At 46.7% G+C, this 20,960-nt stretch carries 23 protein-coding genes and 4 tRNA genes; 11 read left to right on the top strand and 16 right to left on the bottom strand.

The window, feature by feature from the left end; translation table 11 throughout:
* Positions 1-8: 8 nt before the first annotated feature.
* The 5 genes from K6T99_00840 (at position 9) to K6T99_00820 (ending at position 4,407) form a co-directional block, all read left to right on the top strand.
* Positions 9-1,040, top strand: coding sequence for an NAD(P)-dependent alcohol dehydrogenase (locus K6T99_00840; protein MCL6518356.1), 1,032 nt, complete (start codon positions 9-11; stop codon positions 1,038-1,040).
* Between the two features lie 124 nt (positions 1,041-1,164).
* Positions 1,165-2,955 carry a DUF255 domain-containing protein gene (locus tag K6T99_00835; GenBank protein MCL6518355.1) on the top strand — a complete coding sequence of 597 codons (1,791 nt, stop codon included), beginning with the start codon at positions 1,165-1,167 and terminating at the stop codon, positions 2,953-2,955.
* Between the two features lie 29 nt (positions 2,956-2,984).
* Positions 2,985-3,668, top strand: a complete 684-nt coding sequence (locus K6T99_00830) for a DUF2064 domain-containing protein (GenBank protein MCL6518354.1) — start codon at positions 2,985-2,987, stop codon at positions 3,666-3,668.
* Between the two features lie 80 nt (positions 3,669-3,748).
* Positions 3,749-4,018 carry a hypothetical protein gene (locus tag K6T99_00825; protein ID MCL6518353.1) on the top strand — a complete coding sequence of 90 codons (270 nt, stop codon included), beginning with the start codon at positions 3,749-3,751 and terminating at the stop codon, positions 4,016-4,018.
* Positions 4,019-4,107: 89 nt separating this feature from the next.
* On the top strand, positions 4,108-4,407 hold the full coding sequence (locus K6T99_00820; protein MCL6518352.1) for a hypothetical protein: 300 nt from the start codon (positions 4,108-4,110) through the stop codon (positions 4,405-4,407).
* Positions 4,408-4,411: 4 nt separating this feature from the next.
* Here the strand turns inward: K6T99_00820 and srlD are convergent, their stop codons facing one another.
* The 3 genes from srlD to K6T99_00805 form a co-directional block, all read right to left on the bottom strand.
* A complete protein-coding gene (srlD, locus tag K6T99_00815) occupies positions 4,412-5,215 on the bottom strand; it encodes a sorbitol-6-phosphate dehydrogenase (protein ID MCL6518351.1) in 804 nt (267 codons plus the stop codon).
* Positions 5,216-5,310: 95 nt separating this feature from the next.
* Positions 5,311-7,044: an alcohol dehydrogenase catalytic domain-containing protein gene (locus K6T99_00810; GenBank protein ID MCL6518350.1), complete on the bottom strand. Its 1,734-nt coding sequence runs from the start codon at positions 7,042-7,044 to the stop codon at positions 5,311-5,313.
* A complete protein-coding gene (locus K6T99_00805; GenBank protein MCL6518349.1) occupies positions 7,044-7,829 on the bottom strand; it encodes a class II aldolase/adducin family protein in 786 nt (261 codons plus the stop codon). The genes K6T99_00810 and K6T99_00805 overlap by 1 nt, the downstream gene beginning before the upstream one ends.
* A 175-nt stretch (positions 7,830-8,004) precedes the next feature.
* Between K6T99_00805 and K6T99_00800 the strand changes: the two genes are divergently transcribed.
* The 3 genes from K6T99_00800 to K6T99_00790 are packed head-to-tail and all read left to right on the top strand — an operon-like array spanning position 8,005 to position 10,992.
* The gene (locus K6T99_00800; GenBank protein ID MCL6518348.1) at positions 8,005-9,114 is read left to right on the top strand and encodes an acetoin utilization protein AcuC; all 1,110 of its coding nucleotides are present in this window, start codon (positions 8,005-8,007) and stop codon (positions 9,112-9,114) included.
* A gap of 34 nt (positions 9,115-9,148) precedes the next feature.
* Positions 9,149-9,607 (top strand): DUF1232 domain-containing protein, encoded by a 459-nt coding sequence (locus tag K6T99_00795; GenBank protein MCL6518347.1) that lies wholly within the window; start codon positions 9,149-9,151, stop codon positions 9,605-9,607.
* Between the two features lie 5 nt (positions 9,608-9,612).
* Positions 9,613-10,992, top strand: a complete 1,380-nt coding sequence (locus K6T99_00790) for an MATE family efflux transporter (GenBank protein ID MCL6518346.1) — start codon at positions 9,613-9,615, stop codon at positions 10,990-10,992.
* 12 nt (positions 10,993-11,004) lie between these two features.
* Here the strand turns inward: K6T99_00790 and K6T99_00785 are convergent.
* The 4 genes from K6T99_00785 to K6T99_00770 all read right to left on the bottom strand — a co-directional run bounded on the left by K6T99_00785 (position 11,005) and on the right by K6T99_00770 (position 11,374).
* A tRNA-Cys gene (locus tag K6T99_00785) sits at positions 11,005-11,079 on the bottom strand.
* 9 nt (positions 11,080-11,088) lie between these two features.
* Positions 11,089-11,163, bottom strand: a tRNA-Gly gene (locus K6T99_00780).
* 4 nt (positions 11,164-11,167) lie between these two features.
* Positions 11,168-11,242, bottom strand: a tRNA-Val gene (locus tag K6T99_00775).
* A 46-nt stretch (positions 11,243-11,288) separates the two neighbouring features.
* Positions 11,289-11,374 (bottom strand) — tRNA-Leu (locus K6T99_00770).
* A 187-nt stretch (positions 11,375-11,561) separates the two neighbouring features.
* Here K6T99_00770 and K6T99_00765 point away from each other — a divergent pair.
* From K6T99_00765 to K6T99_00755, 3 genes are all read left to right on the top strand, one after another.
* Positions 11,562-11,984 (top strand): hypothetical protein, encoded by a 423-nt coding sequence (locus K6T99_00765; protein ID MCL6518345.1) that lies wholly within the window; start codon positions 11,562-11,564, stop codon positions 11,982-11,984.
* A gap of 32 nt (positions 11,985-12,016) precedes the next feature.
* Positions 12,017-12,262 carry a hypothetical protein gene (locus tag K6T99_00760; GenBank protein ID MCL6518344.1) on the top strand — a complete coding sequence of 82 codons (246 nt, stop codon included), beginning with the start codon at positions 12,017-12,019 and terminating at the stop codon, positions 12,260-12,262.
* A gap of 104 nt (positions 12,263-12,366) precedes the next feature.
* Positions 12,367-13,056, top strand: a complete 690-nt coding sequence (locus K6T99_00755; protein MCL6518343.1) for an LmeA family phospholipid-binding protein — start codon at positions 12,367-12,369, stop codon at positions 13,054-13,056.
* Positions 13,057-13,086: 30 nt separating this feature from the next.
* Here the strand turns inward: K6T99_00755 and K6T99_00750 are convergent, their stop codons facing one another.
* Genes K6T99_00750 through ispH form a run of 9 tightly spaced genes read right to left on the bottom strand, consistent with a single transcriptional unit; the run spans position 13,087 to position 20,952 of the window.
* Entirely contained in the window at positions 13,087-13,413 is a 327-nt protein-coding gene (locus tag K6T99_00750) for a zinc ribbon domain-containing protein (GenBank protein MCL6518342.1), read from the bottom strand.
* Between the two features lie 15 nt (positions 13,414-13,428).
* The gene (locus K6T99_00745; protein MCL6518341.1) at positions 13,429-14,427 is read right to left on the bottom strand and encodes a DUF4380 domain-containing protein; all 999 of its coding nucleotides are present in this window, start codon (positions 14,425-14,427) and stop codon (positions 13,429-13,431) included.
* Positions 14,420-15,625 carry a methyltransferase domain-containing protein gene (locus tag K6T99_00740; protein ID MCL6518340.1) on the bottom strand — a complete coding sequence of 402 codons (1,206 nt, stop codon included), beginning with the start codon at positions 15,623-15,625 and terminating at the stop codon, positions 14,420-14,422. Before K6T99_00740 ends, K6T99_00745 begins: the two co-directional genes overlap by 8 nt.
* Positions 15,626-15,636: 11 nt before the next feature.
* Complete coding sequence (locus K6T99_00735) at positions 15,637-16,245, bottom strand: Maf family protein (protein MCL6518339.1); 609 nt, start codon at positions 16,243-16,245, stop codon at positions 15,637-15,639.
* Positions 16,232-16,783 carry an AmmeMemoRadiSam system protein A gene (gene amrA, locus K6T99_00730; GenBank protein MCL6518338.1) on the bottom strand — a complete coding sequence of 184 codons (552 nt, stop codon included), beginning with the start codon at positions 16,781-16,783 and terminating at the stop codon, positions 16,232-16,234. Before amrA ends, K6T99_00735 begins: the two co-directional genes overlap by 14 nt.
* Positions 16,755-17,369, bottom strand: a complete 615-nt coding sequence (gene plsY / locus K6T99_00725) for a glycerol-3-phosphate 1-O-acyltransferase PlsY (GenBank protein MCL6518337.1) — start codon at positions 17,367-17,369, stop codon at positions 16,755-16,757. Before plsY ends, amrA begins: the two co-directional genes overlap by 29 nt.
* 51 nt (positions 17,370-17,420) lie before the next feature.
* Positions 17,421-18,749 carry a ribosome biogenesis GTPase Der gene (der, locus tag K6T99_00720; protein ID MCL6518336.1) on the bottom strand — a complete coding sequence of 443 codons (1,329 nt, stop codon included), beginning with the start codon at positions 18,747-18,749 and terminating at the stop codon, positions 17,421-17,423.
* 10 nt (positions 18,750-18,759) lie between these two features.
* Positions 18,760-20,067 carry a DUF512 domain-containing protein gene (locus K6T99_00715; GenBank protein MCL6518335.1) on the bottom strand — a complete coding sequence of 436 codons (1,308 nt, stop codon included), beginning with the start codon at positions 20,065-20,067 and terminating at the stop codon, positions 18,760-18,762.
* 45 nt (positions 20,068-20,112) lie between these two features.
* Positions 20,113-20,952: a 4-hydroxy-3-methylbut-2-enyl diphosphate reductase gene (gene ispH, locus K6T99_00710; protein ID MCL6518334.1), complete on the bottom strand. Its 840-nt coding sequence runs from the start codon at positions 20,950-20,952 to the stop codon at positions 20,113-20,115.
* Between the last annotated feature and the right edge of the window lie 8 nt (positions 20,953-20,960).

The following is a 20,960-nucleotide window of genomic DNA, read 5'->3' as shown; positions in this document are numbered from 1 at the left end:
AGCTTAAAATGCGAACTGCAATGCTTTACGGAGCAGGAGACCTACGCTTGGTAGAAATTGAGAAACCCGTACCCGGTGAAGGAGAAGTTCTAGTACAAGTCAAAGCAGTCGGCATTTGTGCATCGGACATCCATTATTTCCGAGATGGCAGAATCGGCGATGTAGTGGTAAGGGAACCCATAATTCTAGGGCACGAGTTCGCCGGGGCAATCGCCGAAGTTGGCCAAGGAGTCTTGAATGTCAAACTGGGTGACAAGGTTGCAGTCGAACCTGCAATTGCCTGCCGAAAGTGCGACTTATGCCTCAACGGCGATTATAACCTCTGCCGAAACATACTTTTCTGCGGCACTCCGCCAACTCAAGGGGCACTCCGTGAATTTCTGACCTGGCCGGCACACCTGGTGTACAAAGTTCCCAACTTTATGGACTATGCTGAAGCCGCCATGCTCGAACCAATCGCAATTGGAGTCTATGCGGTTGACCTCGCAGAACCAATACAGGGAAAAACGGTTGGCATTCTAGGCGCTGGCGGCATTGGAATCTCAATTATGCAAGCTGCACGAGCAGCTGGTTGCGGTGATATTTACGTTACAGACTTAATCTCTGAAAGGCTAGAAATCGCAAAAAAGTTAGGAGCCACACGAACTTTCCAGGCAAACGAACCTGGCCTAGTTAAACAGATTATTTCAGCGACTGGCGGACGGGGGCTTGATATAGTATTCGAGGCAGCAGGCGAAAATGAAGCCGTCCAACAGGCAACTGAGATAGTTCGCCCCGGCGGGCTTGTGCTCGTGGGCGGCATCCCTCGCGAAGACAATATGACTCTCACGGCCTCCGTTGTCCGTCGAAAGGGCTTAACAATAAAGCTTATCCGCAGAAGCAATAACACTCTCGAACGCTCAATAAATCTTGTCCGCGATGGGAAGATAAATGCAATCTCAATGGTAACGCACCGTTTCCCACTGGAACGAGTTGTCGAAGCCATAGAGTTAGCCCGGGACCGTAGGGACGGAGTCCTAAGGGCTGTCATCGAGCTGTAACAATTAGCTAGTATAAATAACCTCTTCCATTCCACGTTTGGCGCCCAGCCATATGTGGGCATAGATTCAGTAAAGAAATTTCAGCTACAAGTGTTGCATTTGAACCCTGGGAGGTTCACCCACCATGAAACAGCATTCTCCCACCATACGCTGGATGGATTGGACCAAAGAAGCATTTATAAAAGCTGAGAAGGAAAATAAGCTAATAATTCTCAATATTAGCGCTACCTGGTGTCATTGGTGCCATGTTATGGACCGAACCACTTATGCCGACCCCATTGTCGTTCGTATAATCAATGACCGCTTTGTTCCAATCCGGATTGATGGCGACAAGAGGCCAGATGTTCAAGACCGATACCTGCTTGGCGGGTGGCCAACAACTGCAATTCTTACCCCTGACGGAAGGATTCTCAACGGTTCTACATATCTTCCGCCTGACGCTATGATTCGAATGCTATGCGAAACAAATATAGCCTACTATGAACACACCGCAACAACCACAATGCGCATTGTTGAGCAGGAAGAGGAGATCGAACACGCAGGAGAACTGCCAGAAGCTCCTATGCCCAAACTAGACGAAACCGTCCTTGATAAACTCTCATCTGCGCTGAAACGAGAGTTCGACCCTTGGCATGGTGGTTTTGGAAGTGAACCAAAGTTTCCCTATCCAGACGCCATTCATTTTGCTTTCCTCCAATATAAAAAAACTGGAGATGAGGACATACTAAAAATAGCTTTGAAGACTCTTGACGGAATGATGGGGATATATGACCCTGTGTGGGGTGGGTTTTTCAGATACTCCGAGGATGGCAGTTGGACGCAACCCCATTATGAGAAAATGCTCTATGTCCAAGCTGGCGCTCTGGACAATTACCTAGAAGCATACCAGGTGACTAAAGATAACAAATATGGCGAAGTTGCAGCAGGCATCAAGAACTATGTTAGAAGATTCCTGTCTGACCAGCAAAAGGGTGGTTTCTATGGTAGCCAAGATGCGGATGTCGGCAGCAGAGACTTATCAAAAGAATTCATACCCGGAGAAAATTACTATTCAAAGGACGAAAAAGAGCGTTTAGAAATTGGCGTGCCCGACGTAGATACAACGATTTTTACCGACTGGAATGGGATGATGATTTCGGCTTACTGCCGACTCTTCCAAGCAATGGGTGACAAAGAAGCTCGCGACTTTGCCGCAAAGACGGCTGACCGAATACTTGATGAGAATATGATAGACGGGAAGATGTGCCATTATAATGACGGTGAACCAAAGCTTCCTGGAATACTTAGCGACCAAGTATACTTTGCACAAGGCCTTGTTGATTTATTCCAATCTACTGGCCAGCGAAAATACTTAAATCAGGCTGAAGCACTGGTCAAATTCATGATATCTGAACTTCGAGACCAAGAAGATGGAGGCTTTTATTTCCAGTTATATGACCCAAATGCTTTCGGCAGGCTCAAAGAAAGGCACAAGCCTTTTGATGAAAATGTAATGGCAGCAAAATTGTTGGTAGAGCTTTCATATCTTACTGGATTCGAAACATACCGCGACTTTGCGGAGCAAACATTTCATGCGATTGCACATCCCCAAATGGTGGAAAGCGTCCTTGGAGCAGCTTTTGGCGTTACCCTTGACCTATACCTAAACTTTCCAATCCATATCGTTCTTGTTGGCAATCGAAAAAAAGAGGAAACTCAGGCGATGCTCGAAACAAGCTTGCACGCATACGATCCTCGAAAGCTCGTTCAACTTCTTGACCCGAATGAGGACCTACTTACCATTGGTCCTATCACCTACAAAGCAGAAGAAAAGCCGATTGTATATGTATGCTGTCGAAATGAATGTTCCATGCCTTTGACGAGCAATGAAGAGCTTGCAAGTATGCTGAAAAATGTTTTAGGTGCTCAAACTTAGTTCAAATATTCAGAAAAAGCGTTGAAAAAATGAAACGAACAATTGCTGTCTTAGTAGATGCACCAATCCCTGGCAAAGTTCAAACTAAACTTTGCCCGCCACTCGATGCCGAGTCTGCTGCTCGAATACACGAAAGCTTCACGTGCGACACGCTGGAAAGAATTTCGAGCATCCCTGATGCAGAAATAGTCATTTATTACAACCAGCCTAGCGCACTCTCAATCCTATCAAAAGTAGCCTTAGATTCCAAACAATATTTGCGGCAAAAGGGCAAAAGTACTGAACAGAAAATTCACTACTGCTTTGAAAGACTGTGCGAACCACAAAGAGGGATAATTTTCACATGGACTAACAGCCCAACACTCCCTGTGCGGTCGTTTGAGCTAGCGTTCGACGCCTTGGCATCAGGCGAGATAGATATAGTACTAGGCCCGGCGGATGACGGAGGATGTTATCTAATCGGCTCTATATGCTCGAACCACAATCATGTATGCGGCATAGAATCATCCGCATTGCATAATATACAAAATGCCATCGAAAATGCAGCCCGTTTGGGGCTTCGGTGGTACCTTCTGCCTAATTGGTATGTGGTCCGACAACCAGAAAGTCTGTACCGCCTGAAAAACGAACTGCTTGAAATGCCAAATGAATGCCATGTGCCAAGTTGCACTAAAAGTTGTGTTTTAGAGCTCATAGATAGGCACATCATATAAGTTCGTGCTGTAGATTCGCTAACTATTGTTTTGGAGCAGAGCATTTTCGGAGAAAAATTTGAAAATGGAGGCTGAAAAAAATGGCACAGTTTTTAATTAAAATCTCATACACGCCGGATATGTTCTTGCACACGTTGGATGAAATGAAAGAAAAAACTCCCGAGCTGTTGGGAAGAACTTACTGGGGCAATATGGATGGAGAATACGCCGGTTGGCTTATGGTGGATGCAGATAATGAGCAAGAAGCGAGGGATATGCTTCCCATTGTGCTACGTAACGAGGCTCAAATTGCCGAGGTAAGAAAGTATAACATTTACGACATCGAACGTCTGCATGCGATGGTAGCTTAATGGCAATTTGGTTTCTAATCAAAACCAAATAAAATTCTAATAAATAGAGCCGAAGCCCAGACAAAAGTTTTTCCAAGAGGTGGAAAACGATGCCGCAATTCATGATAGAGTTCATGCATACACCAGACCAGTGCATTAGGGCACTAGACAAACTGGAACCAAGAGCAACTGATTTGCTTGATGAGGTATACTGGAGCTGTTTCTCAGGAAACCATGCAGCTTGGATTATTGTGGAAGCTAGCAATGAAGAAGCTGCTAGGGAGATGATTCCAGAGCCTTTGCGCAACCAAGCTATTATCACAGAAGTACATACTGCCTTTCCAGAAGAAGCCCAAGCCATTGACCCCGAAGCCGCTCGAGCCGTAGTACAAGAGCCGGATCTCTCCTAGAAAACTAGCGCATTTCCTGGCCACCAGTAACATTAATCGCTTGGCCAGTCATGTAAGACGACTGGTCGGATGCTAGAAAGACAACAACATTTGCTACATCTTCATAAGTGCATGGCCGACCTAACGGGACCTGGCTTAGGTACTTTTCTCTTACCTGCTCTGGTGTTAGCCCCTGAGTCTTGGAGTACTGTTCAAAAAGGCTTTCCTGCCAGAGGGTGCCTTCTAAGATATTCCCTGGGCATACGGCATTAACACGGACGTTGTACGGCGCCATCTCAAGAGCCAAGCTTTGGGTTAGACCAATGCCACCGAATTTGCTTGCCGCATAAGCAGAGTTTCTGAAACTCCCTTTTTTTCCAGACTTCGAATTAATTTGGATAATGACGCCGCTCTTCTGTGCCATCATCACTTTTGCAGCTTCACGAGCACATATGAAATAACCGATGAGGTTTACATCGATAACCTTACGCCACTGCTCGGTTGGAAATTCGACCACCGACCCGGCAATTAGAATTCCTGCATTGGCAACCATGATGTCAAGCCTGCCAAACTCCCGGACGGCAGTTTGAACCATTTCCAAAACTTGCTGTTCATTTGTAACATCAGCCAACACCGGTATTGAACGGACGCCATATTCCTTCTCAATGGCCCTGGCTACCTTCTCCAATTTCTCAAAGTTAATGTCCGAAACGACAACGTCTGCGCCTTCCGCGGCAAGCCTCTTGGCAATCGCCTCACCAAGGCCCTGCGCAGCGCCAGTTACAATCGCCGTTTTGCCCGGCAAATGCTTACATACTACTCCATTCATACCTCCGCTTGCACTCCTCGCAATACGTAAACCAATACTTTTAAATCGAATCTTGTCTAGCAAGAAAGCTTACTGCAAGAGCTAGCATTTCTAGATTATAATTCTAGCATCGTCCGCAGAAGCTCCTTTTCGGCTTCTCGATTCCAAAACATTCCATCGGTAAGCTTGGCGTAGACATTCGGCAACTTATCTTTAAGGTCAGTCACAGCAGTTAGCCCAAGCCCCCGAATTTGAGGATAAATAATGATCTTGCCTGGGAATCGGCCTTCTTTTGTAGCAAGCATTCCGTCCCACGATGCCTCGATTCCACCAATGGCAGCGACTGATTTATCCGTTGCTAGACTGCCAGACTCTGCCTCGCTAAGAGTATCAAGCATATCTCGTATTCTCGACCCGCTACTTCCAACAAGGCGGAGCTTCTTCTCATAGACGCCCGTCAAGTCTATGTTAGCAATCGTTCCAACAGGAAATCCGGCAAAGATGTTCATCAACCCTTCTTCTGCAAGATATTGGATGGCTTCCTCGATAAGCGAGACAACAGGCGCAAGCACGATTATATCATCGAACCCTCTGCCACATGTAAATTCCCATAACAACTTGTCGAACAGCTCCTTGTCCGAATCATTCGGATTCACCGCGAGAAACTCAATTCCCTTGGCGGCTGCTGCGGCGGCGACACGGTCTTTGACGCTGTTCAGGCGCGTCGTATCAATATCCGTCGCGAGTATTTTTGAAGGACAGTTTTTCATTTCAACCGCACGCTGGACGTGCATTTGACCCATTGGACCACCTGCTCCAATGTACCAAGCAATTCCCCCGGCTTTCAATTCGCTCGGAACGCGGACCATCTCATAACCTGCACCAATTCGCGTGCTAGCCGTACCCACGTAGGATTGAAATTCATAATGAATTTTGCCGATGTCTATCTCAACTGGTCTGCCAATTGGCTCGGACGCGACTATGTTCATTATCCCATGCTTAGCTAAGAGAGGAGCAGCATGTTGGATAACACCTGCGTCGGCGCCTAGGATGATAATATCGTCAAAGCCGCCGTATCTCGTCGCCAGCTCTTCTAAATCAAGCTCGTCAAAAGTGGGGGTAATGGTCAACTCAAAGCACCCTGCCCCAGCCCACATTTCTAAGTCATCAAGCAAGCTCCAATCGAGGTCAGTCGCCACAACGTGCTTTGACTTGATATCAAGGTCAAGCGTATAGTCGTCGTCGCCAGGTGCGCCAATAATCCAAAGATTGCCCTCAGGCTTGATAGACGGCCTGCGAGTTATCCGATACGCCGCCACAACACATGCCCAAGGTTCGGTGAGAGCAGCTTCAGAATATCCGGTAGAATCTTTGACCGGCAGTAGATAACATCCCTCATCACCTTCAAGTATTTCCTTGCCAATTACCTGATACTGGGTTTGCGCACCAGGTAGAACATAACCAAACGCCATGCTTTTGCCCTTATAAAAGACGTCCGCCTGGACGATAAATCTCTGTCCGACATTGAATTTCCCCTTAAGATTCTTGCCGACACCAACTACCGTAACGGATGCCTCATGTCCTAGAGTTACTGGATTTTTGATCAAGTCACGGCCCGTCACGCGCGGATGTTTGTTCCCTTGGTTTATAACTTTGACATCGCTAAAGCATATTCCAACAGCGTCAATGCGAACAAGGAGTTCATTAGGTCCATACTTTGGCATGGGCAACTCAACAGGCTTGCCGTCCTTGCCAAAGTTTTCCAAGCCAGCGCCATACAGATGCCATGTCAGAATCGTTTCGGGCAGGCTGTAGTCCACATTTCGGTACGCCTGCAAAACATCTTTCATCAATTTTCCTCCGTTGTTAAAGGTAAGCCTTTGATAAGCCGTTTCCGCTGCTCTTCATCAGGGCGAGTAGCAAGGCGATTTACTTGCTCAGGCGTTAGGTAGCTTGGACCACCAAAATGATATGTTCGCGCCAGTATTTTGGCAGTCTTATCCCACATCATCGTGACGCTTTCAACTTCTTTCGGAGTTGTCCCGAGTGCTATAAGGCCATGGTTTTGCATAAGAATTGCTTTGGGCCGCTCGCCTATCCGGGATACATATTCTTGGACTACTTCTCTAATTTTCCTAGCAAGAGCTACGCCTGGGTCGGTGTATGGTATAAACACAGGAGCAATGCCACAACAAACAATCTCGTCGGGGAAAAGGCGACCCTGGAGCACCTCACGCCAGTTTTTCGAACATAGTATCCCATTTACTGACACTGGATGAGTGTGGCCCACGAAATTCACACCCGGTATGCTTAGAAGATATGCATGAAAAACGGTTTCAACGGATGGCGCTAACTTATAATTCCGATTGACTTTTGCCGCTGCCAACCGCTCTTTAATCTCATCATCGCTGAGCTCTCGGCTCTCAAGCATCTCGAGGACCGGCTCAAATTTTACCTCAACGAATCCTTCAGCTGTTATAGTTCTAAGATTTGTTCCACTTGCCTTCACAAAAAACGTTTGGTCACAAATTCTTGCAGATGTATTCCCTTCACCCAAGATAACGAGCTCACGCCATTCCTCTCCCAGGCGGTTCGACATACTGACAAGCTGTTGAAGAATTTCTTCTTTTCCCATAAAACTAATTAACCTCCACGCATTGCCGTGACGCATAATTATAACATAACAAGCCGCTTGGTGGCAGTACTGTTCGAAGGACTTTCGGTAAAATAAGGGTAATTTCAGATTAGAAAACATAAGAACAACGTTCCGAAACGCCTTTGAATTTTCTTGTCGCATGGGTGCCGATGGTATGAAAGCTTGCTTTGTGTATTGCGATGAAATGACCAAATACGACATGGGAGTAGATCATCCTCTCCGCCCAGAACGCCTGCGCTTAACGAAAGAGCTAATCTCGGCTTATGGTCTGATAGCGCAAGGGCAGCTAATTGCACCCGAATTAGCAACGGAAGCAGATATTCTGACAGTCCACAAACCCGATTATATAGCTGCAGTTCGCAAACTTAGTGAAGGAAAGGATATCTCAGACCCTTGGCGCTATGGTTTCGACTATGGAGACAACAAGCCTTTCCTGGGCATGTATGAAGCTTCACTACTTTACACAGGAGCTTCGATCAAAGCCGCAGAACTAATTATGGAAGGCCAATTTGAGAGATGTTTCAACATCTCTGGCGGGCTACACCATGCGATGACAAATCGAGCAAGTGGATTCTGCATATTCAACGACCCAGCGATTGCAATACGACGACTCCAGAAAAAGTTCAGCCGGATTGCTTACATCGATATCGATGCTCATCATGGTGATGGTGTTCAACACATTTTTTACGATACAAACACAGTACTCACCATCAGCATGCATGAAAGTGGCAGATATCTCTTCCCAGGCACTGGCTTTGTGAATGAGATTGGAACAGGTAAAGGAAAAGGTTACTCTGTAAATATTCCTCTTGAACCGTACACACCATCGGATGTGATGGTTTGGGCATTCAAAGAAATAGTGCCGCCATTAATCAAAGCTTACGACCCGCAAGTAATAGTTGCTCAGCTAGGAGTTGATTCACATTTTCAAGATCCTCTTGCACATTTGGAACTAACGTCCAAGGGCTTTGACGAATTAGTAAAGACAATAATCAGTTTTGAAAGGCCATTAGTAGCCCTGGGTGGAGGAGGTTACAATATCTCTACTGTTGCAAGATTATGGACTCTCGCCTACGCTCGCTTGCTTGAAGTGGAGATATCCGATGTAATACCTGCAAACTTTGCTAGCCGCCACAATATTCATCGCCTTCATGATGTGGAACTTCCGATAACTACTGATGAACGTCGCCGCATAACCTTTGAAGCCACGCAGGAAATTGTACAGCTGATTAAGGAGATTGTTTTCCCATACCACTTTTCTTGACACCAATAGTTTGGCAATTTAGAATTTCATTAGAATGACCTCTGCAAATGTAAGAAAGACTAGCACGACAGGTGAAATCGGGGCAGTCGTTGCACGCCTACCGAAGTATGCAAAGCTTGTATGGCTTCTTCTCAAAGACCCTGAAATTTCCGGCAGGCAAAGAGCAGCGCTAATGGCGGCGATTGGATATTCAGTTAGTCCTGTTGATGCAATCCCCGGAGTCATACCAGTAATCGGACAGCTTGATGACCTTGCAATTGTTCTGTTTACTGTTCGGTGGATAATTCGGTCGATGCCTGCCGATAAAGGTTCCAATTATCTTGCGCAAGCAAGCTTATCTATCCGCGACATTGAGGATGACCTGAGCATAGTCCAGCGCTCAAGCGCTCGAATAATGAAACGAATTGCAAAGCTTTCAGCTCTTGCGGCCGTTGGGCTTTACGGCATCGGCAAGTTCGTCTTCGGCGTCATTAAGTCAGCAAAGAAGGCATAATAACATTGGACCAAATTTCCCCTGAAAGCAAAAATGAGACACGCCGGCGTATAGTAAATGGCCACATAGCAACGACTGTCTGGTGGTTAGCTTGGCCCTCCATCATCACAATGATACTCCAAACAGGATATGGCTTAATTGACGCACTATTTTTGGGTAGGCTGGGCGCCGCTACGCTTGCAGGGCTTGGAGTTGCAAATCAAGTTTTGCTAGTGCTCATGGCATTCAGCGCAGCGGTTGGAGTTGGCAGTACAGCTCTAGTGGCGAGGTTCGTTGGCGCGGAGGATAATCAAAGCGCCGAAGAAGTTACGAAACAATCTATTCTGCTTGCGATCATTTCAGCGACAATCTCAGGAATCCTGCTATATGCTTTTGGGCCCTCCTTAATAGAGTTGATGGCTGAGAAGGGCGAAGGCGTTAGGCTTGGGGTTATTTACTTAGACATTCTCCTTGCCGGCAATGCATTCTCTTTCCTAACGGTTATTGTTACGGGCGTTTACCGAGGTCTTGGGGATGTCCGTACCCCACTTATTGCCACGACGGTTGCTACGGTAATCAATGTTGTTGGAGACTACATATTAATATTTGGAATTGGGCCTTTCCCAAAGCTCGGTATAGCAGGAGCCGCCATTGCAGTCGTCACTTCTCGAGCTGTATCAACAGCCATGCTGCTAGCATATCTTCCTAAAACACACATTCCAAATGTTCTAAAAGGCTCATGGAAACCCTCATGGAATTGGTTCGCCCGAATTCTCAACATTGGTTATCCAGCTGCGGTGCAAGCACTCCTTAGAACGGGAGCATCAATGACATATTTTGGCATACTGAGGCGAAGTATTGACGGAGAAAACGCACTTGCCGCATTGACCATAGGATTGCGAACCGAAGCACTTGCATTCATGCCTGGCTTCGCATTTAGCGTCGCCGCCGCATCAATGGTCGGTCAGAATCTGGGGGCGCGCCAGCCCGAACGAGCAGAGAAGGGCGCATGGGCGGCTACATGGCAGGGGATATGGATAATGGGTGGGATTGGCTTACTATTTGTTTTCTTCTCACACCAGATAGCCGATCTTTTTACAAACGACATACGCGTGCTACCACTTGCGGCATCTTATCTTTGGGTTAACGGACTTTCCGAACCTTTTCTTGCACTTGGGATGATACTCACGGGCGCACTCCAAGGAGCAGGCGAAACTCGCCTCCCAACGCTGGCAACAATCCTCACGCTTTGGATAATAAGACTTCCTTTGACCTATCTTCTCGCCATAACGCTTGATTTTGGCGCATTTGGAGCATGGGTAGCAATGTCATCTTCAACAGTTTTCTCGGGATTGGCGGTACTTGGAATCTTCAAATGGACTAATTGGTCAGAAAAAGAGGTATAGGTAGTATAAAAATGGAGGCGACGGCCGGACTCGAACCGGCGAATAAAGGTTTTGCAGACCTCTCCCTTACCCCTTGGGTACGTCGCCTCATCTTATTGGAGCGGGAGACGGGATTCGAACCCGCGACAACCTGCTTGGGAAGCAGGTGCTCTACCACTGAACTACTCCCGCATCGTGGTGGGCGATGTTGGATTTGAACCAACGACCTCTTCCGTGTGAAGGAAGCGCTCTCCCCCTGAGCCAATCGCCCAATGAAAATTGGCAAATGAATATTAATATTCGCTTGCGCCTTGAAATGGTGGGGACGGAGAGAGTTGAACTCTCACGAGCTAATGCTCACTTGGCCCTCAACCAAGCGCGTCTGCCATTCCGCCACGTCCCCGCGTGGTAGACTAATTTTACCACATCGCCTTGCGGCTTGTCAACAGCTTTTCACACAGGTGGGCGATATCAATGTAAACTTGATTTCCACTTCGTCCAAACCAACCCTAGTTTACAATAAAGGATTCAAGGGAAATAACCAACTAAGGATTATAAATCCATTCAATTTCTAGAAGCGGGGATGCAAAATGAAGGAATTTTATGAACAAAGAGAAATTGAATATTCCCGCGGCAGATTAGCTGGCCACGACGTCCTTGATGATGAGGGAAATGTAATTGTTACCGAAGGAGAAATAATCACCGATGATATAATTGAAGAAGCCAAAAAGAAAGGCAAGCTACATGAACTAATGCTTTCAGCAGTTGCCGCAGAAGTTGCCCTTGGTCCGCCCGAGATTCAACCGGGCATGAACCTTGAAGAGCAAATGGAGGCGTTTGTTAGAGGCAAGATTGTAGGACGCGATGTTTTTGATTGGCAGGGCAATTTGATTGCGAAGGCTGGATCAGAAGTTACCGATGAACTGGTAAACATGGCGGCAGACAAAGGGCTTCTTCAAGAACTGGTGTTGGCCGTCGGAGCTCCTGGCATTCATTCTAAAGAAGAAAAGTAATTACTCAAAATGCGTACAGGAGGTGTTATAAGATGGCAGACTTAGCAGCGTTAATCGGCACTCCATCACGCCTTACGATATTTGATGACAGCGGACATATCATAGTAAAAGAAGGCGAAATTATTACGTATGGGGTCATCGAAGCCGCCCGTGCGGCGGGTAAACTGGATGATCTCAGGATGTCAGCAGCTATGGCACATCAAGAACCCACAATCGAAGCAGCTGCCAGCTACGAAGAGATTGGCGAAGAGGAACCCACAGGCGTCCATCCGGAATAACCCCATAAACTAGATGCTGGGTTTCAAATTTCGTATAATATTAGGGCAGGTGCACTTTGAACCTGCCTCAATTTATTTAACTGGTCTAAGGGGTTTGTAGAATCGTGAGAAAAATTACTGCGCTCTTAGCGTTTTCATTTCTAGTTGCAGGTTGCATCGGAGGCGTTATTCGCTCAAAGATAGCAGAGGGTATTGAGGATAGTCTGCCGCAATATATTGGTCCTGCAAAGAAGTATTCAGTTAAGGCACTAGGGCCCAGCGAGCCCATGCTCCGAGGTAAATTCGAGCACCTGCACATCGAAGGCTTGGAGGTTCAAATCTCCGAAAACCTGATGGTGGACCGCCTAATTGTGGATATGGACAAAGTGGAAGCAGATCCTGAAACACGTCAGATACGAAGCGTTGCTGCAACTGTCTTTACAGCCGAGGTAGCCGAGAAGTCTATAAATGATTATATTTGCGCTGCTAGACCCGATATTAAAGGACTGACCCTGGATCTCCAGGAGGGTAAACTCACAGTAACCGCACGTCCCTCAGTTTTGGGCATTGGAGTAGAATTCAAAGTTACAGGCAAGCCAGTAATCGCAAGCAAGGATAAAATAAACTTTGTAGCCGACGGCGCATCATTAGCTAGGCTCCCGATTCCAGCACTAGTGGTTAACAAGGTACTTGATCGAATGAACCCCGTGCTCGACCTCGGAGAGATGCAGTTTCCTGTGGCATTGACTAGCATTGCAATAAAAAATGATGCAGTAGTAATCAACGGCAAGGCTGAGTTCAAGACAGCTAAATAATTTATTTTGGGGACGCTCGCTTCTAAGCATTTAATCAATTTCCATATCAGAGCCTGACTCTGCTTCCTCAAAAGCTTCGTCGATCTCGTCACCAAAATCTTCGCCCCATTCTCGGCTCATGCGCTTTGCCCAACTGCGCAATTCTTTTGGGTTGTCGAGGTCGCCGATTTTGGAAGGGTCTGCTAAATCATCAATGATATCATCTTCCGAGCGGAGGGCTGAGAACCGGGAAATAAGCTTCTTGATTTTCACACTCCCGCAATTTGGGCATCGAAGCTGAGGACCTTTTGCAACGACTCCGACTAATAAGCTGAATCGTTTTCGACAATCCAAGCATCTGTAATCAAATATCGGCATTTTTCCTCTCCTTCCCTAGCCTCTAGATGGGATTAAACCCTTTCGCTCCATCTCTCTAATTATGCGCTTTATCGAGTACTGGCTTTTTACACATTCATCAAGGCGGAAGAGCCGCCATCGTTCTATCAATTCGGTCTCTTCACCCTTTGAAAGATCTATCAGCGGACCTAATACCTCCATCTCCAAATACCCAAGTTTACCATTGCTAGTAAACACAACAGCTGACGAACCTCTATCACCATATTCAGCGTCACGCTTCATAGGCGGAAAAAGCTTCACATATGCCATATCATCTTGAAACCATATCATCCATGGGCCATCAGATTCCGCACCTATTTGGTAAACTTGGCCATGATAACTTGTAATGCAAAGACCATCACGTACTGTGAACTGTGCTGTCTTCTTAGGATCTCCAAAAAGGTATTTGATTCCACCTGGCACGCGCGTGTCTGACCGAATAGGAAAAACCACCAAGCAAGGAGTTCTCACCTGAGTGACGTCGTGGATGCCCCACTTTGTAGGCGGTTTGCCGACCGCGCGCATCTTTTGTATAAGTGTCACCTCGCCATTTTCATCAAGTGTAAGCTCCTTGATGAACATTACACCACTTTTCAAGCTTGGCTGGCCAATGATTCTAAGCCATTTTCTACCATCCCTATCAAAGACTTCGACAACTGCTTTCCCTCTGTCTAGTATGGGGTCGGGAGGCCAATGCCAGTAATCTTGAGGCGAGACCCACGTCTTATAACCGCCATAATTCCTCCAATCGTTTGTTATTTCATACACCTTCCCAAATTCTTCAGCATTCTCCCAAATAACATTGCGTCCATCGAGTGAGTATTCCATTATCCTCCCACCTATTGCAGGAACAACAACAAGGCTATATCGTCCTGCGCTCATGCGATAGGAACCGCTCCATCCTCGATAATCTATGCACTCAACACTAGGCCCAGCACCTGCGCAAGATCCGAAGGACGCCAAAATAATAATGATTAATAAGTGCTTATTAATCAACAGCAACCCCCTGACGTGCCGCAGGAGCTTTGCTTTCGGCTCCCTCTGTGACCGGCGTGCATATCAACGCCCAAGGCTTTCCAGCGACACGAGTAAGAATGAGTAACACTTCTCTACTACCAGGCAGCTTTAGCCGCCGCTCAATTTCGAGCGGCTCAAATGGAACGCCTCTTTTCTTGACTATCACCTTGCCTACATCTAGCTCTCGCAAGCGGGTTTTAATATTCTTCAAACTGAAAGGCATATGGTCAATCACATGGTAAACGTCTGCGAACGGAGTTGATACCCGTTCATCTGACGTAAGATATGCAATTTGCTCGTCTATCTTCTCTGCACCAATCCGATGTGCTAGCTGTTCGACAAGATGTGCGCGAATAACACACGGATCCGGCTCATAAATATATGCAGCGGGAGCGCTGACAGGCACATGTTCAACTGGTTCATCTATCAAAGTTGCGCGAGACGGAAGGATTGTCGCACGCCGACTAGCTGTTTTGAGCCCCCCAAGCCAAACCACAGCTTCTTTGCACTCACCATTTTCGGATATGAACTCAATCTCCCCATCGAAGGACTCCAATTCCCCGTCTTTGAACACTGGCGATAGCTTGATGGCCACATCTGAAACAACATCCGCAAGGTGATGAAGAAAACTGGCGGAAGGCTCTATATCGGCGAGGCTCCTAGCACGCTGCCCCCTGCCACGTCGAGATGGGTCAATAAAGGCGGCGGTGGCTTTTAGTGGTATCTGGGTTACATCGGCATTGACGAAATCTACGCGTTCTGCAAAGCCATAAACCTCGACATTTCGTTTTGCCATCGCAAGTCTGACAGGGTCCTTTTCTACCGCCGTCACAAAGCACTGCGTCGCCAATCCAAGAGTATCGCCCCCAATTCCACATCCGAGGTCGAAGACGCTGCCATTCTGATAAAAACGTTCAGCGCGGTATTTGGAAATAGTCTCGCCCGATGATTGCTCAAGAGCTTCCCGAGTGAAAAACATTTGATCTGCAAGAACAAACTTTCTCCGCGCTCTTTCCCTTAAATCAAGTAATTCAAGTGCAGCGCTGGCAAACTTGCTTGGATATTCTTTTCGCAGTTTTTCAAGGCGCAAGAGGAAATCCCCATCAAGGGTTTTAGCCTTATTTAGCAACTCCTCGCCATCAGGACTTAGGAGAAAATTGACAATTTCAAGGTCCATAGCAATATCTTTTAACCAAAGAAGGGAACTCCAACCTTATAGAGCATCCGGCTGAGTCGAAACACTGGTAGGCCAACGACATTGAAGTAATCACCTATTATGCCCTCAACCAACAAGCTACCTCGCTCTTGAATGCCGTATGCACCGGCTTTGTCGAGCGGTTCGCCTGTCGCAATGTAGGCATCTATGAATTCGTCGTCTAGTGCGCAAAAACTGACTTCGGTCCGCACATAGTCAATAAATGTTTGGCAAGTATGGTTTTTAGCTCTTTGGACTACGCAGACGCCAGTATAGACATAATGCGAGCGCCCGGAAAGAAGTTTAAGCATCCGACGTGCATCTTCCGCATCGGTCGGCTTCCCAAGAACTTCGTTCCCTACCACTACAATTGTGTCGGCACCGATAACAATTCCATCCGAGATTCTTACTGCTACATTATTAGCCTTAGATAGAGCTGATTGCACAACATGATTCTCAGGCGGCCATAGAGGAAGAACAGATTCATCAAAGTCGCTCGGAATGACTTCAAATCTGGATACAATTAGGGATAGAAGATCCCGCCTTCGAGGAGAAGCCGACGCAAGGATAATTCTAGGCTGTTGGTCCCTATCCACCACCATGTCGCTTAACTTCAAAACGGTATAGTTGGATGGGCTCGCCATCTATAATCCCAGCCTTACGCATGGCTATACCAACTTGGTCCTCAACTGTATCAACCCCGTCGAGGTCGGGAAGCAACAAGCCACGCTTCCACCCACTTTCAACAATGACTCCGTACTTTTTGGGGTCAAGCTCAGCCATGCTAGAAATCGGTTCCGGATGGCTCAGCACATCCACTGAAATTGAAAGATCGTCAAGCTCATCTTCAGCTACGGGTTCGAACCGAGGGTCTCTAGTAGAAGCACTTATTGCATTTTCAATGATTTCTTCTGCTAGGTTTGCACGTATAGGTTCGATTGTCCCTATGCATCCACGCAATTGTCCAAACTTTTTCAAGCTGACAAACACCCCAGCGCGAGGTTCCATTTCAGGCGGAAGTGGATTGGGCACGGCTTTTACTCTCCCAAAGCGAACGTATTCCTCTATGGCTTCTCTGGCCAGCGCTACCAATGGGTCTCCTTCAACTCCTTTAACCATTTTGCTCCTCCGTTTTCTCATTGTGCTTCACAAATCGTAGTTCCTTACCTTGAATAAGCCTTAGAATGTTTGACCGATGTTTCACTATTACAAATACGGCAACAAGAAGTGCAAATAATTTATACTCCAAAGGTTTTCCAAACGCCCACATTAGCGGCGGAACGCTCAAAACTGCAACAATTGAAGCAACGGAAACATACCTTGTCGCTAGTACAATTGCCATCCAAATTCCAAATGCCATTAACGCAATCAACGGTGCAAGCCCAATGGCAACTCCAAGGCTAGTTGCAACTCCCTTGCCACCCTTGAACTTAAGAAACACCGACAAGCTATGGCCGATAATTGCTGAAAGTCCTGCTGCCACAGCTACCCAGGGTTGATCGAATAACCTGATTGCCATTAAAGTTGGAATGAAACCTTTAAGTACATCGGCAATAAAAACGGTGATTCCTGGTGCCAAACCAAGTGTTCGGTAGACATTAGTTGCACCAATGTTCCCACTGCCCACCTTGCGAACGTCAATGCCACGCCATGCTTTTGCAATTATTAAGCCAAAAGGCACTGCACCCAATAAGTAACTTGCAATTAAAATTATCGCTTCACCCATCGCTTTTTAGATTGAACTACCTCCTTGTTGATTGGAAAGGTTTTCCTTTTCCTAATGAGACCTGCTATGTTCAGCTTTCCTTGCAAAAATCCTTATTGGTGTGCCCTCATATGTATAATGCTTCCTAAGTTGGTTTTCGATGTATCGCTGGTATGAAAAATGAAGCAGGTCTGGGTCGTTTGTAAAGAGCACAATTGTCGGCGGCCGCACCGATGGCATTGTAGCATAATACACCCGAAATTCCCTTCCTTTTTCGGAATACGGCCTTGCATCTACAATATCGCCAATCAACCGATTGAGCTCGCCAGTTGGAAGCCTCAACGCATGATTTTGGGATGCGATGGCGGCGCAACCAAGCAATTCGGAAATTCCCGTGCCTTCTATCGCAGATGTAAATACAATGGGCGCATAGTTCATAAAAGGCATCTCACGACGAACTAGCTCTGTAAATCCATTAATTGTCTTCCCCTGCTTCTTAGCCAAATCCCATTTGTTGACTACAATAACAGCGGCCTTTCCAGCGTCATGGGAATAACCAGCCACACGCTTGTCGCCGTCCACTACTCCCTCCGATGCGTCCATCACTACAAGTGCGACATCTGCCCGTTCAAGGGCACGAACAGCTCGAAGTACCGAATAGTATTCAATAGAACGCTGGATTTTTCCTGCACGCCTAATACCGGCCGTGTCAATTAGTACGAACCTTTGGTCACCGTGTTCAAAATACGTATCGATTGCGTCGCGTGTTGTGCCTGGAATATCGCTTACAATAGCTCTCTCTTCTTTTATAATTGCATTTAGAAGAGACGACTTCCCAACATTTGGACGGCCAATAATTGCTATCTTTATAACTTCTTCGGAATAAACTTCTTCGGCGGTAGGAACTGGCAAATTTTCAATGATTTTATCCAGCAACTCAGCCACCCCACGGCCGTGGAGCGAGGAAATAGGATATATATCGCCTAAACCTAAAGAGAAAAACTCAATGGATTCCCGTTCCAGGCGCTCGTTATCAACCTTGTTTACTGCTACCAATACAGGCTTGCGCGTGCGACGCAAAACGTCCGCGACCTCCATATCTGCAGGCGTGACTCCCTCAGTAACATCTACTAAGAAAACTATTACATCGGCTTCGGATATAGCAATCTCAGCCTGCGCTCTCACTTGAACAGTTAGTGGGTCTTTCTCATTCAAAATTAGACCGCCGGTATCAATCAACATAAAGTTACGCCCAAGCCACTCAGCCTCAGCATAAAGCCTATCTCGCGTAACACCAGGAACATCTTCTACAATTGCGATTCTCTTGCCGACCAGCCTATTGAAAAGCGTAGATTTGCCCACATTTGGCCGACCGACGACAGCAACCATTGGATTTGACAATTAAATCACCTCAGGTATCCTCACACAACCGCTTAAAAGCGCCCATCGGGGTTGGTTCGACTGCTTCAGTTCTTGCACCGACCGTATGACTTAGTTCATTCAAGCTCATATCGTCAAGAAACAGGCCGTCTTTGAGAGCCACAGACGGTATTAATACAATTTCATCAGGAGCAACATCCGCCAACGAGAATGCAATATCACTTCCTGTCAGTAAGCCGGCAACCGTTACAGTTTCTCCAAAAAACACATTCTTTACTATACAGATTCTACACCGAATGCCAGGGATTTGATTCAAAATTTCCGCCAATTCCCGAACCATATTTGCCGCCAGCACACCTGTCACTAAGACGTACTTCCCTGCGCGCAGTACAGTGTTATTTGCTCTCCGTTCCACTTTCCTAAGGTCGTCCAAGAAGAGTCGTGAGAGTCCCACTCCATCCTCAAGTTGAGGAAAGCCCTCATAAGTACGTCGTGATGGGAATGGGCGGCCAGCCAGGAGATAAAATTCATCTGCAGGAAAAACAAAACGCGTGCCCAAACTACGCCGGAACCGCTGCTGCCACGATATACATGCATCCAATACTTCTGTTGCCAAAACTGAATCAACTGGTTCAATCGGCACTAGTCCTTCTCGATACCGAGTAAGACCAACTGGAACTATTGCAACTGAAGCAACCGAAGGATAGAGCGTACCAAGATCATAAACCGTTCGTTCAAGACTTTCCCCATCATTAATTCCGGGGCAAAGTACAATCTGAGCATGCAATGTTATCCCGGCGTCGGCAAGACGTTTGAGCTCCTTCATAATCTGCCCTGCCTTTTTATTACCAAGCATACATTCGCGAATTTTTGGGTCAGTTGAGTGAACAGAAACATATAGTGGGCTCATTTTCTGGGAGACTATGCGCTCAACATCGTCATCGTTCAGATTAGTAAGTGTAATATAATTCCCGTGGACGAAAGATAATCGAAAGTCATCATCTCGCAAATAAAGCGATTTCCTAAGACCTGGCGGCATTTGCTTAAGGAAGCAAAAGATACAATTATTACGACAAATGCGGACCCCGTCGAACAGCTCTTCGACAAACTCAATGCCTAGGTCTTCACCAAGTTCTTTGCGAATAGTACTCACAATCCGGCTTCCATTTCTCAGAACCTCCACCTCTACTTCTTCGTCAGCTCCAAAAAACCTGTAATCAAGTACATCGCATATCTTATGAGCGTTCAGAGAAACAAGAATATCGCCTGGCCTAATTCCAGCTATTTCTGCTGGACTGCCTTGTGCTACTTTTGCGATTTTTGAATTTAGCTTTTTCATGGGAAAGTAGTTTCACAGAGAATGTATCTATTGCCTTAACGTCTTTCAATCCCAACTTTCCAACTTTTTAACTACTTCTTCGATTATCCAATCTGGTGTCGATGCACCAGCAGTAACACCTACAGTCTGAACACCTGTAAACCAAGAATCCTCCAGCTCGCTAGCAACTTCAATATGGTGTGTTGGGACGCCTGTATCTGCGCATATTTCTGCAAGCCGGCGTGTATTTGCGCTATTGTGGCCGCCGATGACCAGCATTACATCCACCTCCGCTGCAAGGTCCAGCGCCGCCTTTTGGAGTCTTGTGGTCGCATGACAAATTGTATTGTGAGCCCGAATATCCTTTACCCACCGCGCAACCTCTTCTACAAGCTGCTCGAAACGCTCAGTTGTCTGCGTGGTCTGCGAAATGATGCCAACTCGCTTGCATAGCTTTGATGGATCTATATCTTTTACATTGGAAACTGCCAAGCCATTTCCCCCAGCCACGCTCATTATTCCTCGAACCTCTGTATGTCCCGGGTCTCCCAGAACTATTACCTGGTAGCCATCTGCAACTAGGTTTTCTGCAATTTCATGGACTTTCCGAACAAATGGGCATGTAACATCTATCACTTGAAGACCGCGATTCTCGGCCTGACGCACTACTTCACGAGGAACGCCATGTGATGGCATGATTATAAAACTTCCTTGCGGGGCATCTGCAATGTCGCGCACTTCATGGATTCCTCGCTCTTCCAACTTCAATATTACTTGGGGGTTGTGAATCAGCGGGCCAAGGGTATACATAGGCGTGCCATGCTTTTCAGCAGCCTCAAGCGCCACGTCAATAGCCCGCCGAACGCCATAGCAAAAACCTGCTGGATTAGCTAGCTTAACCTTCATTTCTCTAC

This window comes from Armatimonadota bacterium (genome assembly GCA_023511795.1).
GTDB lineage: Bacteria > Armatimonadota > UBA5829 > DTJY01 > DTJY01 > JAIMAU01.
The sequence above is the reverse complement of the archived record's forward strand: the minus strand, read 5'-3'. Positions and strand labels throughout refer to the sequence as shown.

Bases quoted from the DNA above. Each gene is read 5' to 3' on its own strand.
- K6T99_00820 (MCL6518352.1), top strand. From the start codon at position 4,108: ATGCCGCAATTCATGATAGAGTTCATGCATACACCAGACCAGTGCATT.
- K6T99_00810 (MCL6518350.1), bottom strand. From the start codon at position 7,044: ATGAAAGATGTTTTGCAGGCGTACCGAAATGTGGACTACAGCCTGCCC.
- K6T99_00750 (MCL6518342.1), bottom strand. From the start codon at position 13,413: ATGCCGATATTTGATTACAGATGCTTGGATTGTCGAAAACGATTCAGC.
- K6T99_00795 (MCL6518347.1), top strand. From the start codon at position 9,149: ATGACCTCTGCAAATGTAAGAAAGACTAGCACGACAGGTGAAATCGGG.
- K6T99_00715 (MCL6518335.1), bottom strand. From the start codon at position 20,067: ATGAAAAAGCTAAATTCAAAAATCGCAAAAGTAGCACAAGGCAGTCCA.
- amrA (MCL6518338.1), bottom strand. From the start codon at position 16,783: ATGAGAAAACGGAGGAGCAAAATGGTTAAAGGAGTTGAAGGAGACCCA.
- K6T99_00805 (MCL6518349.1), bottom strand. From the start codon at position 7,829: ATGGGAAAAGAAGAAATTCTTCAACAGCTTGTCAGTATGTCGAACCGC.
- K6T99_00760 (MCL6518344.1), top strand. From the start codon at position 12,017: ATGGCAGACTTAGCAGCGTTAATCGGCACTCCATCACGCCTTACGATA.
- srlD (MCL6518351.1), bottom strand. From the start codon at position 5,215: ATGAATGGAGTAGTATGTAAGCATTTGCCGGGCAAAACGGCGATTGTA.
- K6T99_00740 (MCL6518340.1), bottom strand. From the start codon at position 15,625: ATGGACCTTGAAATTGTCAATTTTCTCCTAAGTCCTGATGGCGAGGAG.
- ispH (MCL6518334.1), bottom strand. From the start codon at position 20,952: ATGAAGGTTAAGCTAGCTAATCCAGCAGGTTTTTGCTATGGCGTTCGG.
- K6T99_00830 (MCL6518354.1), top strand. From the start codon at position 2,985: ATGAAACGAACAATTGCTGTCTTAGTAGATGCACCAATCCCTGGCAAA.
- K6T99_00835 (MCL6518355.1), top strand. From the start codon at position 1,165: ATGAAACAGCATTCTCCCACCATACGCTGGATGGATTGGACCAAAGAA.
- plsY (MCL6518337.1), bottom strand. From the start codon at position 17,369: ATGGGTGAAGCGATAATTTTAATTGCAAGTTACTTATTGGGTGCAGTG.
- K6T99_00825 (MCL6518353.1), top strand. From the start codon at position 3,749: ATGGCACAGTTTTTAATTAAAATCTCATACACGCCGGATATGTTCTTG.
- K6T99_00840 (MCL6518356.1), top strand. From the start codon at position 9: ATGCGAACTGCAATGCTTTACGGAGCAGGAGACCTACGCTTGGTAGAA.
- K6T99_00800 (MCL6518348.1), top strand. From the start codon at position 8,005: ATGAAAGCTTGCTTTGTGTATTGCGATGAAATGACCAAATACGACATG.
- K6T99_00765 (MCL6518345.1), top strand. From the start codon at position 11,562: ATGAAGGAATTTTATGAACAAAGAGAAATTGAATATTCCCGCGGCAGA.
- K6T99_00735 (MCL6518339.1), bottom strand. From the start codon at position 16,245: ATGGTGGTGGATAGGGACCAACAGCCTAGAATTATCCTTGCGTCGGCT.